Origin of the sequence: Bacillus cereus group sp. BfR-BA-01408 (genome assembly GCF_022663305.1) — a bacterium.
GTDB classification, from domain to species: Bacteria; Bacillota; Bacilli; order Bacillales; family Bacillaceae_G; genus Bacillus_A; species Bacillus_A pacificus.
Genome location: NZ_JAKUFF010000024.1, coordinates 39,920 through 55,674, shown reverse-complemented (window position 1 = coordinate 55,674; position 15,755 = coordinate 39,920). Strand labels below are relative to the sequence as shown.

Genomic DNA, 15,755 nt, shown 5'->3' with positions numbered 1-15,755 from the left:
TGCAGCAAGTGGTGGTAGAATCTCAACAAGTACAAAAGCCAATTTCAAGTACGGAAGTAGAAGAGAAAGCATATGTTGTAAATCAAAGAGAGAATGATGTGCGAAATGTATTGCAAACACCACCGACGTATACGATTCCGTCGTTAACATTGCTATCGATTCCGCAGCAAGCAGCGTTAGATAATACGGAATGGTTGGAAGAACAGAAAGAATTATTAGATACAACGTTTAATAATTTCCACGTTGGCGCACATGTTATTAATGTATCGCAAGGTCCAGCAGTAACTCGTTTTGAGGTACAGCCAGATCCAGGTGTGAAAGTAAATAAAATTACAAACTTAAGTGATGATATTAAGCTAAGTTTAGCGGCAAAAGATATTCGTATTGAAGCACCGATTCCAGGGAAGAGTGCGATTGGAATCGAAGTTCCAAATAAAGAAAGTAAGCCAGTATTTCTTCGTGAAATTTTAAGAAGTCCTGTGTTTACAAAGAGCGAATCACCGCTTACAGTTGCGCTTGGACTTGATATTTCAGGTGATCCAATTGTAACGGATATTCGAAAAATGCCACACGGACTTATTGCGGGTGCAACAGGTTCTGGTAAAAGTGTGTGTATTAACGCCATTTTAACGAGCATTTTATATAAAGCGAAACCACATGAAGTGAAGTTAATGTTAATTGATCCGAAGATGGTTGAGCTTGCACCATACAATTCTGTTCCACATCTTGTAGCACCTGTTATTACGGATGTAAAAGCAGCGACAGCTGCATTAAAATGGGCAGTTGAAGAAATGGAGCGCCGTTATGAATTATTTGCGCACGCAGGAGCTCGTGATTTAACTCGTTACAATACGATTGTAAGTGAGCGAGAAATTCCGGGAGAGACATTACCTTATATCGTTATTGTCATTGACGAGTTAGCCGACTTAATGATGGTAGCACCTGGTGATGTTGAGGAAGCGATTTGTCGTATTGCGCAAAAAGCACGTGCTTGTGGTATTCATTTATTAGTAGCGACGCAGCGTCCATCTGTAGATGTTATTACAGGTTTAATTAAGTCAAACATTCCAACGCGTATTGCGTTTACTGTATCATCTCAAGTTGATTCGCGTACGATTATTGATATTGGGGGCGCGGAGAAATTACTTGGCCGTGGTGATATGTTATTCTTAGGGAACGGTACATCTAAGCCAGTTCGTGTACAAGGTGTATATGTATCGGATGATGAGATTGAAAAGACAGTTGATCATGTGAAAAAGCAAATGAAACCGAATTACTTATTTAAGCAAGAGGATTTATTAGCGAAAACAGAACAGGCTGAGTCGGAAGACGAATTGTTCCTTGATGCATGTCAATTTGTTGTAGAACAAGGGGGAGCGTCCACATCTTCTGTACAGCGAAAATTCCGCATCGGTTATAATCGCGCGGCACGTCTCATTGAAGAGATGGAATCGCAAGGAATTATTTCTGAAGGTAGAGGAACGAAGCCAAGAGATGTCCTTATTTCTGAGGATGAATTTGCCGCTATGCAGGAAACAAATGTATAGTAAACGGTTTTGCTGTATACTAAGAGAAAATGTTGGATAGTAAAGTAGGGAGTAAAGCGACATGAAAGAAATTGAATTAAAATTAAAAGGTGAAATAAATAGACTAACAAATAAAACATTTAAATTTGACGAACGCGTTGGAGAAGGTTGGTTTTCAGCCGTTTACTTTTTAAAGACTAGAGAAATCATCGAAGAATTTCGCCCGAAAAGTGTTGTAACGATGCAATTTTTCCAAAAGGAAAATGCAGTTCTTTGCGGAACGGATGAAGTCATTGCATTGCTACAAACATTCGCTAAAAATCCTGAGGAACTTGAAATTAACTCTTTAAAAGATGGCGATAAAATTAGTCCATTTGAAACAGTGTTAACAATTCATGGTCCTTATGAAAATTTCGGATTTTTAGAAGGTGTCATTGATGGGATTTTAGCTCGTCGTACATCGGTTGCGACAAACGTATATAACGTTGTCCAAGCTGCACGTAGCGTAGATAAAGAAAAACCAGTTATTTTCATGGGAGATCGTGATGATCATTATACACAACAAGCTGGTGACGGTTATGCAGCATACATCGGAGGTATGAGCGCACAAGCGACGCATGCGATGAATGAATGGTGGGGCAAAAGTGGTATGGGGACAATGCCTCACGCATTAATTCAAATGTTTAATGGTGATGTTGTGGAAGCAGCAAAAGCATATCATAAGAAATTCCCAGAAGACGAATTAGTTGTATTAATTGATTACAACAATGATGTTATTACAGATGCACTTCGCGTAGCGCGTGAATTTGGATCAACATTAAAAGGTGTACGTGTAGATACGTCCCGCACGATGATTGATCAATACTTCATTCGCCACCCAGAAGTACTTGGAACATTTGATCCACGTGGTGTAAATCCATCGCTCGTATTCGCACTTCGTAAAGCACTTGATGAAGAAGGATTCCAGCATGTAGACATCGTTGTAACTGGTGGATTTGATGAGAAGCGTATTCGTGAATTTGAAGCTCAAAACGTACCTGTTGATATATACGGAGTAGGAAGTAGCTTATTAAAAATGAATATTGGCTTTACTGGTGATAACGTAGAATTAAATGGAAAACCAGAAGCGAAAGCTGGTCGTAAATATCGTCCAAACCCACGTTTAGAGCGTGTTCAATTAGAAAAAAGAGAAGATATGTAAAAGAGAGAAAAACTGATAGGTGATTGACCCTATCAGTTTTTCTGTTATCATAGTATAGCGGCTTCTTTTTTGCTATAATGGATTTGTTATGGACATAAAAAAGAAGTACGTACGAGTTTATCCTGATAAGTGAAGGGAAGAATAACTTCACTACATCAAAAATGTATGATGATTACCAAAATAAGAAAAGATTCATATACTGTCTTATAGATAGGCCGTTGTATTAGTTCGAAATGTTGGAGGTTCTTTAAGATGACAGTTTACCATTTTGTAGGAATTAAAGGAACAGGAATGAGTTCATTAGCGCAAATTCTTCATGACATGAAGCATACTGTTCAAGGGTCTGATTATGAAAAGCGTTTCTTTACACAAACAGCGTTGGAAAAGCGTAGTATCTCGATTCTTCCTTTTGATAAAAGTAATGTAAAAGAAGGACAAGTGATTATTGCAGGAAATGCATTTCCTGATACGCATGAAGAAATCGTAGCAGCAAAAGAATTAAATATCCCAGTACATCGTTACCATCACTTCTTAGGTGACCTTATGAATCAATACACAAGTGTTGCTGTAACTGGTGCACATGGAAAAACATCAACAACTGGTTTGTTAGCCCATGTAATGCAAGGTGCACACCCTACATCTTACCTTATTGGAGATGGAACAGGGCATGGGGTAGAAAATAGTAAGTATTTTGTATTTGAAGCTTGTGAGTATCGTCGTCATTTCTTGTCTTACAATCCAGACTATGCGATTATGACAAACATTGATTTTGATCATCCGGATTATTTCACAGATATCAATGATGTATTCAGTGCATTCCAAGAGATGGCATTGCAAGTGAAAAAAGGCATTATTGCATGTGGAGATGATGAAGAACTTCAAAAAATTCAAGCGAAAGTACCTGTTATTTTCTATGGATTTGGAGAAGATAATGATTTCCAAGCACGTAACATTCAAAAGAGAACAGATGGTACTATTTTCGATGTATTCGTTCGTAATACGTACTATGACACGTTCAAAATTACAGGATACGGCAACCACAGCGTATTAAATGCATTAGCAGTAATCGCACTTTGCCATTATGAAAACGTTGATGTAGAAGCAGTTAAGCATCAGCTAACAACTTTTGAAGGCGTAAAACGTCGCTTTAATGAAAAGCCAATGGGAGAGCAAGTTATTATTGATGACTATGCACACCATCCGACAGAAATTAATGCAACGATTGAAGCAGCTCGTCAAAAACATCCAGAGCGTGAAATTGTCGCTGTATTCCAGCCACACACATTCTCACGTACAGAAAAGTTCTTAGATGAGTTCGCTGAAAGCCTAAGCAAAGCTGATCAAGTATACTTATGTGATATTTTCGGATCAGCGCGCGAAAACAAAGGTGAATTAACAATCGAAGATCTGCAAAAGCGTATTGACGGTGCAGAACTAATTACAGATACAACAACGGATGTATTAAAGAAACATAAAAACGGCGTTCTCATTTTCATGGGCGCAGGAGATATCCAAAAATTCGAAGCAGCTTACGTAAAAGAAGTTCAAGTTGCAGAGAAGTAATAAAAAAGACGCATAGCTTAGCTGTGCGTCTTTTTTTGTTGTGTTGTAGGGTGTAGTAATGTTGTCGAATTTAGTCGGTAAGTCGATATCCCTTGTCGAATCGTCGATATATTTTAAAAATCGTTGATATATTAGATGGGCATTTTCTATTTAGAAGTGTTAGAATAATAAGAAAAATAAAAAGGGGAGCTAAAAAACATGTTCACACTTCGAGTAGACGATGAAATCGAATTACAGTTATTAGAGAAGCATCATAAGGAGGAACTATATCAATTAATAGACCAAAATCGTAATCATTTACGAAGATGGCTTCCTTGGGTAGATGGGACGAAATCTGCTGATGCGTATGATGAAATTTGTCCGATGTGGTTAAAGAAGTTTGCAGAGGGAGACGGTTTTGAAAGTGGTATACGTTACAAAGGAAAGCTCGTTGGGATGGTAGGCATTCATCCAGTAAGTTGGGGGAAGAAAGCAGCAAGTCTTGGATATTATCTTGCAGAAGATGCTGGCGGGAAAGGTATTATGACGCGTAGTGTGAAGGCTGTACTTCACTATGCATTTGAGAATTTGAAATTAAATAAAATGGAAATTAGATGCGGTGTTGAAAATGCGAAAAGCCGGGCTATTCCAGAGCGTTTAGGTTTTACGTTAGATGGTATTTTAAGAGATGATGAATGGCTATACGATCATTTTCAAGATATCGCTGTATATAGTTTACTAGCTTCAGAGTGGAAGGAGATTCGATGAACGAGAAGATACGCATTATTCCGTATGAAAGTACGTTTCAAGATGAAGTAGTAGATCTTATCGTTCATATTCAGCAAAAAGAGTACAATGTCTCCATTACGAAAGAAGAGCAGCCAGACCTGCTTGAAATAGGAACATTTTATCAAAGGAATCATGGCAACTTTTGGGTAGCCACTTATGATGATAAAGTAGTTGGAACAGTAGCTTTATTAGATATTGGGAACGATCAAGTAGCGCTAAGAAAAATGTTCGTAAAAAAAGAATTTCGCGGAAAAGAGTGGGGCGCATCACATAAGTTGCTCCAAACAGCAATTTCGTGGGTTGAGAATAAAAAGCTGAAAGATATTTACTTAGGAACGACAGTGAAATTTTTAGCGGCGCATCGCTTTTATGAAAAGAATGGTTTTCAAAGTGTGAGTATAGACGAGTTGCCGAAAAACTTTCCAGTGTTACAGGTAGATAAGAAATTTTATAGGTACATCGTGTAAAAGGTCATTCAGAAATGGCCTTTTTTTACGAACTAAAATAGGAAAAAGTGGTATAATTTAGGTGAGGTGGTGCGTGTATGAACATTCCGATTCAAAGAAGTAAGTCAGTAGTCATTTTCGTTTGTCTCACGTTAGTTTTTATGTTCGTATATCCACTTGTCATGATTGTCGCAAATAAAGAGCAGTGGATGTCAGCGTTAATTGGAATGGGATTATGTTTCCTTGTAAATGTCCCACTCGTTTGGGAAGTATTTATTAAAAAGCATAGAGTAGAAAATGGTGTATTAAAGTACGGTATTTTAAATGACGATATCGTATTGAAAGAGATACGAATCATTCGCCAGGTTGGGAAAAATCTTGAAATTACAACGAATACGTATAAAGTACATATGGTTGCGATGCCGCAAGATATGAATGGATTTTTGACGCTTATTGAGAAAGAGAATCCACATGTAAAAATAGAAATGGTAGGTAAGATATGAAATATGTAAAACCTTTGTTTTGTTTGGAAATTTTGTTTGTGTTTGTTGGCTGCACTAGAGTATATATGAAATGGGATCTGCCCTTATATGTTCCGATATTAATAGGTACTATCGCAGTGGCGCTTTTATATTATTTTCATTTTCAGCAAACAAAAAGCAAGGAAAGTAGCTCTATATAGAGTAGGAGGGGTAGAGATGAAAAAAGTCCGTATGTTGTTTTTGCTTCTGCTAACCGCATCCGTTCTTTTAATAGGGTGTAGTGCGAAGAAGGAAAAGGCTAATATGAACTTAGAAAAGGCACAAAAGATTGAAATTGAATCACTTACAGATTCAAGTGATAAAAAAATAATGACCGATAAGAAAGAAATTGAAAAGCTGTTTGAAGTCATGAAAATGGATAAGTGGGAAATGCAATCGGCTCCTTTAGATACTCCGCAAGGGAAAACATTTAAAATGTATCAAGAGGATACAACAAAATTATCAGAGTCGAGTAAAGATAAAAAGGAATTACATGAAATAGGTACGATGACAGTATATAAAGATGTTCCGTATGTTGAAGTTGAAATGAAAAATAAGAAGATGAGTTTTAAAGTGCCAGAAGATGTGGTGAAAGACTTATTAAAGTATTAAAAAACGCTCGGAAAAATCCCGAGCGTTTTTATTATTATTTTAAGTTCTCTGGGTTTAAAGCTTCTAATTCAGGTACAACGAAGCGTCCGTCTTTACGGATTAGTACGTCGTCGAAGTAAATTTCGCCGCCGCCGTATTCAGGGCGTTGGATGCATACTAAATCCCAGTGAATGTTCGAGTTGTTGCCGTTCCATGCATCGTCGTAAGCTTGTCCAGGGGTGAAGTGGAAGCTGCCATCGATTTTTTCATCGAATAGGATGTCTCCCATTGGATGTAAGATGTATGGGTTTACGCCAATTGCGAACTCACCAACGTAGCGTGCGCCTTCGTCTGTATCAAAGATTTTGTTAATACGCTCTGTATCGTTTGCAGTTGCTTCAACGATTTGGCCGTTCTCGAACTTAAGTTGTACATTTTCAAATGTATAACCGTTGTAAGGAGATGGCGTGTTGTAAGAAACTGTACCGTTAACAGAATCACGAACTGGTGCAGAGTATACTTCACCGTCTGGAATGTTTAAATGACCTGAGCATTTAATTGCTGGAATGTCTTTAATAGAGAATGTTAAGTCAGTTCCAGGTCCAGTTAGGCGCACTTTATCTGTTTTATTCATTAATGTAACAAGGCTATCCATCGCCTTATCCATTTTACCGTAGTCTAAGTTACAAACTTCGAAGTAGAAGTCTTCGAAAGCTTCTGTGCTCATTTTAGCAAGCTGCGCCATAGAAGCATTTGGGTAGCGAAGAACAACCCAGCGCGTTTTCGGAACGCGGATGTCTCTATGAACTTTTTTACCAACTGTCTGACCATGAATTTGCATTCTTTCACTTGGTACGTCAGCTTGTTCGTTAATGTTATCGCCAGAACGAAGACCGATATAAGCGTCCATATCTTTCATTACGCTTGCTTCATATGCAGCGATTTGTTCAAAATGTTCTTCAGTAGCACCCATTAATAAAGAGCGATCTACTTGATGATCTTTTAAAGAAACGAATGGGAAACCACCAGCTGCATATGCTTCTTTTACAAGTGCAGTTACAAGTTCTTTTTGTAAGCCAAAGTTTTCAATTAATACTTTTTCGCCTTTTTGTAAGCGAATAGAGTAGTTAATTAAATTGTATGCTAACTTTTCAATGCGTGGATCTTTCATATGTAAAGCCTCCCTACTAATTATGTATCCTCTCCTATTGTAACCTACTTAGTGGAATTTGTTGAATCATTTATGTTAAAGTTAACGAATAAGTATGAAAATTCTAATGAAAAGATAGGGATTAGAACGAAACGGAAAATGATTGTATAATAGGGGAAAGTATGAAAAAGATAAAGGAAGTGATGAAATGCAAGTTCTTTTATATGTAAGTGCGGCTATTATCGCGGTTGCTTTCGCTGTATTAGTAGTGTATGTATGCAGAACGTTGTTATCGGTTCAGAAGACGTTAGGAAACGTTGCAAGCACGTTAGAAGGTTTAGAAAAGCAAATGCAAGGAATTAGCGTAGAGACGGAGCAATTATTACATAAAACAAATGCGTTAGCTGATGACATTCAACAGAAGTCACAATCATTAAATAAAGTAGTATCGGGTGTAGATGGAATTGGAACGACAATCCATTCCTTAAATACGAAACTTCGTAATGTATCAGAGTCTGTTACGGACGAAATTGAAAATAATGCAGATAAAGTAGCGCAAGTTGTACAGTGGAGTAGCGCAGCAATTGAAGTATACAATCATTATCGTGCGACAAGACAAGAGAAAAAGGTTGAAAAAGAAGAACGTAAATTAGAAAGACTCGAGAAAAAAGCTGAAAAGAAAGAGAAGCGCTCTAGACTTCGTATGAGAGGTGAATCTTGATGAATATGACAAAAGTTGAAACAATTGAAGAGCTGGAAGTACTAGTAGAAAAAAACGAGCCTTATGTTCTTTTTAAACATAGTACGACATGCCCGATTAGTCATGGTGCCTATACAGAATTTCAAGCGTATTGTAGTGAAGAAAGAGCGGTACCAGCGTATTACTTATACGTACAAGATGCGAGAGATGTTTCAAACCGTGTTGCAGAACAATACAGCATGAAACATGAATCTCCGCAAGTGTTATACATAAAAGATGGGATGGTAGTATGGAATACGTCTCATTGGAACATAAAAAAAGATGCTTTAGAAGAGAATATTAAGTAAAAAGAAGCAAGCGAAAGGTGCTTGCTTCTTTTTTTTGTTTTTGTTGAAATATATTTAATGGTAAACTGTTAATAGTTCAAACTAAATAACTAGATTGTTGAAAGTAGGTTTTAAGTAATGAAGAAAATGGCATTATCCTTCGCAGTCGTAAGTTTATTACTAGGAGCTTGTAGTAATGATACGATTAGCAAGAAGGATGAAGTTATACAGAAAGATACGAAAGAAAAAAGTATGATTCCGAGAACTGCTGTTTCTAAAGATTATTATAGAACTGTAATTCCTTTAAAAGAACAAAAGGTTATAAATACAGCTAATGTAAAAACAAATTCTAAATTAGATTTAGCAGAGTATGAAAATGGTTTAATGAATATTGCAAAAGAGCAATTTGATACAGAAAATCATGTACTACAATTAAATCAGTATATTCCTGAGAAGTTAATTGATGAGCTAGTCGCGAAAGTAGAAGCACCAGTTTTGACAAATATTATAGAACAAGACTATTTCGGGAAACAGAATTCAAATGAATTAAGTTTATCTGGCGTTGTAATTGGGTTAGCTATGTCTTCAAGTGTATCCAATGAAGAAGCAATGTCTAAGGGGACTGAAGTTGCCAAGCAACTTATTGAAGCTATTCATAAAAATGACAAGTATAATAAATCCCCAATTACGTTTGCTATCTTTAAGCAAGAAAGTACAAGTTCTTTAAAAAATGGTACGTATATTGCTAGTGCTACCGTTCAAAAGAATGATACGAACCTTGGGAATTGGAATACGATTGAAGAAAGAGCGTATTCATATCCTTCTGATGAATTTACACAAGCACATGGAGAAGATAATGCAAAAATAAATAAATTTGCTGAGGCAATGAAAGGTTTTTCTCCTGGAGACTTTATCCCAGTAAATGCTAAAGTTTCTTATAAGAAAAATCAAATGGATACATTAAATATGGATATTGTTATTAAATATAACGGTAAAACAGAATTAATGGCTCTTACTCAACTCGCCGCTCAAAGTATGTTAGACCAATTACCGAAAGATGCAAAAGTACAATTGCAGATAAAGTCCGAGAATAAAATTGAGGCAATTGTTATAAAAGAGAAAAACAGCGATAAACCGTTTGTTTCCTTCCTGTAAGAAAAGACAGTGTTTAAACTGTCTTTTTTTACTGTAAATGAAAGGGGACGATGGGACGGAGCGACGCGTAATATGCTTCATATTTCTGCTGTACTGATTTCAAAGAAAGAAACCTATTTACCCCTTGTATTGTCGATGTAACGCATTCTACAGGGGGATGTGATCTTCTATTGCCAATTGTGGAGTAATTCTAGGTCCAGCGCGTCACATGCCTATCATTGTCGATTTTTGTTGGTAAGTCGATATATTTGGAAAATCGCTGATATATTTTGAGTTGCGGTCGATATATTTGGAAAATCGCTGATATATTTCGAGTTGCGGTCGATATATTTAAAAAATCGCTGATATAAATTTCATGTACTATCGTACTGCTTAAAATAAGGTTTCTACTTATGAAACATCTATATTTTTACAAAAAATGCCCTTTTTTTCATAAAAAATACGAAAATACGAGAAAAGAAGCGAATTTTTTCGAAACTTTTGCGGGAAAATATTGTATGAGCCTGCGTTTTTATCGTATCATTAGTAAAAGGAAGAACTCGGGACGATTGGTGGCATCTGCAAATAGAGTTGATGTCTTTTTTTCATTCAAGTAACCGATACATAAAAATAGATAACAAAAATAGAAGGAGTGTGCGATGAGATGAACGTAACAATATATGATGTAGCGCGTGAAGCGAACGTTTCAATGGCTACCGTATCACGCGTTGTGAACGGTAATCCAAATGTAAAGCCTACAACAAGAAAGAAAGTATTAGAAGCAATTGATCGTTTAGGATACCGCCCAAATGCGGTAGCACGTGGACTAGCAAGTAAAAAGACAACTACAGTAGGTGTTATTATTCCTGATATCTCAAATACGTTTTATGCAGAACTTGCTCGTGGAATTGAAGATATCGCAACAATGTACAAATATAACATCATTTTAAGTAACTCTGACCAAAACAAAGAGAAAGAGTTCCATTTATTAAATACGATGCTTGGAAAACAAGTGGACGGAATTGTTTTCATGGGTGAAGATATTACAGATATTCACGTTGAAGAATTTAAAAAGTCTCCAGTACCAATCGTATTAGCAGCGTCATTTGATGAGCAAAATGAAACGCCATCAGTAAACATTGATTATACACAAGCGGCTTACGACGCAATGAAGCACTTTATTGAACAAGGACATAAGCGTATCGGTTTCGTCTCTGGTCCTTTCATTGATAAAGCGGGAAGCGCGAAGAAGTTACAAGGTTATAAAAAAGCTTTAGAAGAAGCAGGTATTTCATATGATGAAAATCTTGTAATCGATGGAGATTACACATATGATTCAGGTATCGAAGCATTCGAAAAGCTTTGGGGCCTTGATGAAAAGCCAACAGCGATCTTCGTATCTTCTGACGAAATGGCACTAGGTGTAATTCACGCAGCACAAGATGCTGGATTAAATGTACCAACTGATGTAGAAGTACTTGGTTTCGATAATACACGCCTTGCATTAATGGTTCGTCCACAACTTTCAACAGTTGTACAACCGATGTATGATATCGGTGCAGTAGCAATGCGTCTATTAACAAAGTATATGAACAAAGAAAAAGTGGAAGATCACACTGTTATCTTACCTCACCGTATCCAATTTAGAGATTCAACGAAGTAAGTATAAAAAAGCTCACAGCGATTGCTGTGAGCTTTTATTCGTATTCAGGATAGTATTTTTGTAAGACTGTATCCACTGTTTCATTTTTCTTAACTTGTAAAAATCTTGCGTATAATTCTTTTCCCGTTTCAAATGGTGTATCGTCTAATTCAAACACATGCAATACTTTTCGAAACGTCCACGTTATTTGCTCACCGTACATATTATCGTACGTATGCTCAGAATGTATAGCGATTTGTTCACCTAGTGCATGGGCCTCTTCCAAGCTGTGTGCCTTAACAAGAATAATACTTTCTTCAAAAAGTGTATCACAATCCTTTTTTTTCATAATCCTCACCAATTTTTGGAGGATCAGGCTCACCAGAATGAACAGATTCAAACAATAATTTTACAGCGTACATATTATGCTGCATGTTTCACTTTATAAATAATACTTGCGACAAGCGAAGCAGGTATTGTAAATACGTTACTTTGATAATGGTAATGTATTTGGGATTCTTCATAAGACATGTTGTCATATAGTTCGTTTTGTGACATATTCATTTTCTTCTGTTTTTCTTTGAGTATTTTAATGTAGTTATACTGTATTGGGACGAGAATGATGAAATAGGCTAATACGATTAGTGAAATCCAGATCATTATGAACACTCCCTTATAAAGAATATTTGTATATGATAATTATATCAATTAATAGAAAAAATAACCATTTTTTTTAACGAAAGGGAGATTAATTCTTTTTCCAAAATGCAAAAAGTTCTTCAGGACTTCGTAAATTATGTGCAAGGCATGTTTGGGCAGTGTGTTTAAAGCTTTGTATGAATTGTTCTAACCTAGAAGGATCATATTGTTTCACATTGCCAGCAATAATAGTTTCATCTTTTTCTAAGTTAAGTGATATTTTTAGCAAAGTTCTATTTGTTTCTAGTTGTACAATTTCGATATAAAAAAACTTTTTGTCTAAGTCAATTGTAATATAATCAAATTTCTCTACTTGTTTAAAATATCCTACAATATCTTCTTCCAATTGAAATCCTCCCGAGTTCTATAGCTTATTTGGGAGACTTCTCTATATGACTGTATAATTCCTTGTTATATGTCACATAAGTGCAAATTTAACTATTATAGGGCAATGTCATGTATAATAGAAAGAAAAGGCTTGTGAGGGGGGAGAAGAGATGATCGTTCTTTGGATAATTACGCTTTGTATGACTGCTATTTTTGCATATATGACGTTAAAACAAAATGGTTTAAAGCGATTTGTTCCAGGAAGTATTCTTGCAGGAATTGCCCTTATCACGTATGTAATTTCTATTTTTATTGAAAGTGTATCAGTGGATATGAGCACAAGTTTAATGTTTATCGGTATTACACTATTTGCAAGTAGTATTATGGTACTTATGGTTGCTGGTATTATTTTATTTATTCATATGAATTCGGAAACGTTATAGCATATAGAAAAGGCATGTCCCTAAGGGGCATGCCTTTTTATCCGTTCAATTATGCTCTATCTTTAGAAGAGTTTTGTTGTTTTAATAAGTCGCGAATTTCGCTAAGAAGAACTTCTTCTTTTGTTGGTTCTGGAATTTCTTCCTCTTTTTCTTCTTCTTTTTTAGATGTTAGTTTGTTGAACACTTTAACAAACATAAAGATAGAAGCTGCAATAATTAAGAAATCAAAAATTGTTTGGATGAAGTTACCATACATAACAGCAGATTTACCGTATCCAAAGTGTAAACTTGTAAAGTCAACGCCACCTAATACCATACCAAGTAATGGTGTAATAATATCTTTTACTAAAGAACTAACGATTTTACCGAATGCAGCACCGATTACAACCCCGACAGCTAAATCAACGACATTCCCTTTGAACGCGAATTTCTTAAACTCGTTCCACATGTGTTAATCCCATCCTTTCCACGATTCATTATGAAATTTATAATTCCTATCAACATATTCTATAGAAATTTGCGTGAGAAATAAAGAGGGAATGGGAATGAAAGTAAATTCTGAAAAATGTATCCGTTTTAATTTTTGTTTACATTATCTAGTAGAGATTGCAACAGTTGTTGCGTTTTTAATCCTTCTAATCCATCTACAGCAGGTTTTGTATCTCCTTGTACACATTCAATAAAATGATGAACAGCATCTTCAAAACCACGTTGTTTTAACGTCGTATCCCATGATGGGGAACCAATTTGAGAAACTGCATTTTCCTCCTCAACTTCAAATGTGTTCATGTTTTTTACGCGAATGATTTTTCCTGTCGTTACAAGTTCAATTTGTTCTAAATTTGTACCGGCATGGCGATGCATTGCGGTAGAAAGTAACAGTCCACTTGGCGTTGTATATGTATGATGTCCGTAAAGAAGTTCATTCTTTTCATTGATTTGCATCATATTATGAACGACGTTAAGCTCATCGTTAGCTAACCAGCGAGCGGTATCTACAATATGTAAGTAATCATCTAACATCGTAAAGTCGTACGTATATGGTCCGACTTTATTTGTGCGGTGTTTTTCAATTCGAACCCATGAAATATTATGAGCTTGCTCTTTTGCTGCAACATACATAGGAACGAATCGGCGATTAAATCCGACCATTAACTTTCGCTTATGCTTTTCGCTCAACTCGACTAGTTTCTCAGCTTGTTCTACTGTAGCTGCTAGTGGCTTATCAACATAAACGTCGATTCCCTTTTTCAGAAGTTCAGAAACGATTTCATAATGCGATGCAGTTGAACTATGGACGAAGATTGCATCGCATTCCGAAGCTAACGTTTCAATAGAATGAAAGTCTTGAATGCGGTATTGTTGGCAAACTTGTTTTCTTTTCTCCGCGTTAGGTGTAAACGCCCCTACAAAATTCCAATCTGTTTCTTTTGTTAGTGTTGGAAGATAGGCTTTCTGTGCAATATTTCCAAGACCAATCATTCCGATTTTAGGTATATTCATTTTATCCCCGCCTTATTATTCAATATTTATATGCCGGAATAAATGTAGCATAGGATAGCTGAGAATGGCAAAAATGAAGAATCTATATTGAGAGATTCTTTATATCATAGTAAGTTCGCTATCGCTTAATAATTTGTGTAGCATTTTTTCTTGATTTTGTTTAGCTGTTTTATTCCCTGTTTTAGCGTATAAGGAAATTAAATGGTGATACGTATTTTCTTCAAATGGATTCATAGATTGCATACGCATGCAAATATCAATTGCTTCAGTGTAACTCGCGCCTTCTATATAAAAACGAATAAGGGAAAAGGCGTGTTGAAAATATAAGTTTTGTAATCTTGTTCTTTCTCCTTCGCTCCACCAATAGTCCATATCAATAAGGTAATCTCCAGTATATAAAGAGAGGCATGCAATGTATTTATCTAATGTATCGCTACATATTTCTTTTGGAAGAGCGGCTGCTGCTTGTTCGAATAGATCAACATCAATCAAAATGTTTTGTAAATCGAGTTTATATCCGTCATTCACTCGAGTAATGTTTACATTCATTTCGTAAGCATGGATGGTTCTTCGAATTTGATATATGGCTGAATGTAGATTTACTCTTGCTTGTTCTAAATCAGTATTTGACCAGAGTAATTCAATTAAAGTATCTCTATTAATAACTTTATTTCGATTATGAACTAAAAATAAAAATAGTTCTTTCGCTTTTTTTGTGCGCCATTTTTCTAGGGGGATTTTTTTGTCTTTTTCATGATCTACATAATATAACTCACCAAGGCAATTGAGTATCGAAGTTTCTATTGTAGAGGAATTAGTTGTTTCAATCGTCATGCTTTGCATAAGACGTTGAATAGTGTTATGCAATCTTTCTCTCGTAATAGGTTTCATAATGTAATCCAATGCATAAATTTCAAATGCTTCAACCGCATAACGGTCGTGTCCTGTAATGAAAACTATTTTTATATTTTTATGTTTTGATTGTAGTTCGCGGGCTAACATAACGCCATTTTTTTCAGGTATCTCAATATCAAGAAATGCGACATCAATTGTATGATCTTTACTATAAAAACTAAGAGATTCACAATCATCAAAGCAAACGATATCTTTAAAAATTTGAAGTTCTTTTAACATCTTTTCAAGTCTTTGGAGTATTAATGGTTCATCATCAACAATAATTGCCCTCATAGTTCATTACCTCTTTCTTACAATCTT

19 protein-coding genes and 1 pseudogene are annotated in these 15,755 nt (G+C 35.9%); 13 read left to right on the top strand and 7 right to left on the bottom strand.

The features are described from left to right. From MR083_RS12830 to MR083_RS12795, 8 genes are all read left to right on the top strand, one after another. Positions 1-1,547: DNA translocase FtsK (locus MR083_RS12830; protein ID WP_242269445.1), on the top strand; the 1,547-nt coding region annotated here is incomplete at its 5' end. Positions 1,548-1,608: 61 nt separating this feature from the next. Next, positions 1,609-2,727 (top strand): nicotinate phosphoribosyltransferase, encoded by a 1,119-nt coding sequence (locus tag MR083_RS12825; RefSeq protein ID WP_000658369.1) that lies wholly within the window; start codon positions 1,609-1,611, stop codon positions 2,725-2,727. Positions 2,728-2,979: 252 nt separating this feature from the next. Beyond that, positions 2,980-4,290, top strand: coding sequence for a UDP-N-acetylmuramate--L-alanine ligase (gene murC / locus MR083_RS12820; protein ID WP_000219470.1), 1,311 nt, complete (start codon positions 2,980-2,982; stop codon positions 4,288-4,290). Between the two features lie 198 nt (positions 4,291-4,488). Further along, entirely contained in the window at positions 4,489-5,037 is a 549-nt protein-coding gene (locus MR083_RS12815) for a GNAT family N-acetyltransferase (RefSeq protein WP_242269443.1), read from the top strand. Next, entirely contained in the window at positions 5,034-5,525 is a 492-nt protein-coding gene (locus tag MR083_RS12810; RefSeq protein WP_242269440.1) for a GNAT family N-acetyltransferase, read from the top strand. The genes MR083_RS12815 and MR083_RS12810 overlap by 4 nt, the downstream gene beginning before the upstream one ends. A 77-nt stretch (positions 5,526-5,602) precedes the next feature. Beyond that, on the top strand, positions 5,603-6,007 hold the full coding sequence (locus MR083_RS12805) for a PH domain-containing protein (RefSeq protein ID WP_242269438.1): 405 nt from the start codon (positions 5,603-5,605) through the stop codon (positions 6,005-6,007). Then, complete coding sequence (locus tag MR083_RS12800) at positions 6,004-6,186, top strand: hypothetical protein (protein ID WP_033691359.1); 183 nt, start codon at positions 6,004-6,006, stop codon at positions 6,184-6,186. Before MR083_RS12805 ends, MR083_RS12800 begins: the two co-directional genes overlap by 4 nt. A gap of 16 nt (positions 6,187-6,202) precedes the next feature. Beyond that, positions 6,203-6,637, top strand: coding sequence for a hypothetical protein (locus MR083_RS12795; RefSeq protein ID WP_242269436.1), 435 nt, complete (start codon positions 6,203-6,205; stop codon positions 6,635-6,637). Between the two features lie 34 nt (positions 6,638-6,671). Here MR083_RS12795 and MR083_RS12790 read toward each other — a convergent pair whose 3' ends face one another. After that, positions 6,672-7,787 (bottom strand): aminopeptidase, encoded by a 1,116-nt coding sequence (locus MR083_RS12790; RefSeq protein ID WP_000654739.1) that lies wholly within the window; start codon positions 7,785-7,787, stop codon positions 6,672-6,674. 187 nt (positions 7,788-7,974) lie between these two features. On the opposite strand from MR083_RS12790, the gene MR083_RS12785 reads away from it, so the two are divergent. The 4 genes from MR083_RS12785 to ccpA all read left to right on the top strand — a co-directional run bounded on the left by MR083_RS12785 (position 7,975) and on the right by ccpA (position 11,589). Beyond that, the gene (locus MR083_RS12785; RefSeq protein ID WP_242269435.1) at positions 7,975-8,487 is read left to right on the top strand and encodes a DUF948 domain-containing protein; all 513 of its coding nucleotides are present in this window, start codon (positions 7,975-7,977) and stop codon (positions 8,485-8,487) included. Further along, positions 8,487-8,813, top strand: coding sequence for a bacillithiol system redox-active protein YtxJ (gene ytxJ / locus MR083_RS12780; protein ID WP_063222461.1), 327 nt, complete (start codon positions 8,487-8,489; stop codon positions 8,811-8,813). Before MR083_RS12785 ends, ytxJ begins: the two co-directional genes overlap by 1 nt. Before the next feature lie 117 nt (positions 8,814-8,930). Then, positions 8,931-9,947, top strand: coding sequence for a CamS family sex pheromone protein (locus MR083_RS12775; RefSeq protein WP_242269433.1), 1,017 nt, complete (start codon positions 8,931-8,933; stop codon positions 9,945-9,947). Between the two features lie 643 nt (positions 9,948-10,590). Then, positions 10,591-11,589 (top strand): catabolite control protein A, encoded by a 999-nt coding sequence (gene ccpA, locus MR083_RS12770; RefSeq protein ID WP_001103311.1) that lies wholly within the window; start codon positions 10,591-10,593, stop codon positions 11,587-11,589. Positions 11,590-11,623: 34 nt separating this feature from the next. Here the strand turns inward: ccpA and MR083_RS12765 are convergent. From MR083_RS12765 to dhp61, 3 genes and pseudogenes are all read right to left on the bottom strand, one after another. Beyond that, a pseudogene (locus MR083_RS12765) lies at positions 11,624-11,990 on the bottom strand (DUF4288 domain-containing protein). Between the two features lies 1 nt (position 11,991). Further along, positions 11,992-12,228: a DUF3949 domain-containing protein gene (locus tag MR083_RS12760; RefSeq protein WP_000637879.1), complete on the bottom strand. Its 237-nt coding sequence runs from the start codon at positions 12,226-12,228 to the stop codon at positions 11,992-11,994. 88 nt (positions 12,229-12,316) lie between these two features. After that, positions 12,317-12,613 carry a protein Dhp61 gene (gene dhp61, locus MR083_RS12755; protein ID WP_242269431.1) on the bottom strand — a complete coding sequence of 99 codons (297 nt, stop codon included), beginning with the start codon at positions 12,611-12,613 and terminating at the stop codon, positions 12,317-12,319. Positions 12,614-12,764: 151 nt separating this feature from the next. On the opposite strand from dhp61, the gene MR083_RS12750 reads away from it, so the two are divergent. Beyond that, on the top strand, positions 12,765-13,037 hold the full coding sequence (locus tag MR083_RS12750; RefSeq protein WP_000636591.1) for a DUF3917 domain-containing protein: 273 nt from the start codon (positions 12,765-12,767) through the stop codon (positions 13,035-13,037). Positions 13,038-13,086: 49 nt separating this feature from the next. Here the strand turns inward: MR083_RS12750 and mscL are convergent, their stop codons facing one another. From mscL to MR083_RS12735, 3 genes are all read right to left on the bottom strand, one after another. Further along, on the bottom strand, positions 13,087-13,485 hold the full coding sequence (gene mscL / locus MR083_RS12745) for a large conductance mechanosensitive channel protein MscL (RefSeq protein WP_000267012.1): 399 nt from the start codon (positions 13,483-13,485) through the stop codon (positions 13,087-13,089). 128 nt (positions 13,486-13,613) lie between these two features. After that, positions 13,614-14,540 (bottom strand): Gfo/Idh/MocA family protein, encoded by a 927-nt coding sequence (locus MR083_RS12740; RefSeq protein WP_242269429.1) that lies wholly within the window; start codon positions 14,538-14,540, stop codon positions 13,614-13,616. Positions 14,541-14,639: 99 nt separating this feature from the next. Continuing rightward, on the bottom strand, positions 14,640-15,728 hold the full coding sequence (locus tag MR083_RS12735; RefSeq protein WP_001201607.1) for a response regulator: 1,089 nt from the start codon (positions 15,726-15,728) through the stop codon (positions 14,640-14,642). Positions 15,729-15,755: the final 27 nt, after the last annotated feature.

Coding starts and splice junctions, on each gene's coding strand:
- MR083_RS12810 (WP_242269440.1), top strand. CDS start 5,034: ATGAACGAGAAGATACGCATTATTCCGTATGAAAGTACGTTTCAAGAT.
- ytxJ (WP_063222461.1), top strand. CDS start 8,487: ATGAATATGACAAAAGTTGAAACAATTGAAGAGCTGGAAGTACTAGTA.
- MR083_RS12805 (WP_242269438.1), top strand. CDS start 5,603: ATGAACATTCCGATTCAAAGAAGTAAGTCAGTAGTCATTTTCGTTTGT.
- MR083_RS12785 (WP_242269435.1), top strand. CDS start 7,975: ATGCAAGTTCTTTTATATGTAAGTGCGGCTATTATCGCGGTTGCTTTC.
- MR083_RS12800 (WP_033691359.1), top strand. CDS start 6,004: ATGAAATATGTAAAACCTTTGTTTTGTTTGGAAATTTTGTTTGTGTTT.
- MR083_RS12795 (WP_242269436.1), top strand. CDS start 6,203: ATGAAAAAAGTCCGTATGTTGTTTTTGCTTCTGCTAACCGCATCCGTT.
- MR083_RS12740 (WP_242269429.1), bottom strand. CDS start 14,540: ATGAATATACCTAAAATCGGAATGATTGGTCTTGGAAATATTGCACAG.
- murC (WP_000219470.1), top strand. CDS start 2,980: ATGACAGTTTACCATTTTGTAGGAATTAAAGGAACAGGAATGAGTTCA.
- MR083_RS12750 (WP_000636591.1), top strand. CDS start 12,765: ATGATCGTTCTTTGGATAATTACGCTTTGTATGACTGCTATTTTTGCA.
- mscL (WP_000267012.1), bottom strand. CDS start 13,485: ATGTGGAACGAGTTTAAGAAATTCGCGTTCAAAGGGAATGTCGTTGAT.
- MR083_RS12735 (WP_001201607.1), bottom strand. CDS start 15,728: ATGAGGGCAATTATTGTTGATGATGAACCATTAATACTCCAAAGACTT.
- MR083_RS12815 (WP_242269443.1), top strand. CDS start 4,489: ATGTTCACACTTCGAGTAGACGATGAAATCGAATTACAGTTATTAGAG.
- ccpA (WP_001103311.1), top strand. CDS start 10,591: ATGAACGTAACAATATATGATGTAGCGCGTGAAGCGAACGTTTCAATG.
- MR083_RS12760 (WP_000637879.1), bottom strand. CDS start 12,228: ATGATCTGGATTTCACTAATCGTATTAGCCTATTTCATCATTCTCGTC.
- MR083_RS12790 (WP_000654739.1), bottom strand. CDS start 7,787: ATGAAAGATCCACGCATTGAAAAGTTAGCATACAATTTAATTAACTAC.
- MR083_RS12775 (WP_242269433.1), top strand. CDS start 8,931: ATGAAGAAAATGGCATTATCCTTCGCAGTCGTAAGTTTATTACTAGGA.
- MR083_RS12825 (WP_000658369.1), top strand. CDS start 1,609: ATGAAAGAAATTGAATTAAAATTAAAAGGTGAAATAAATAGACTAACA.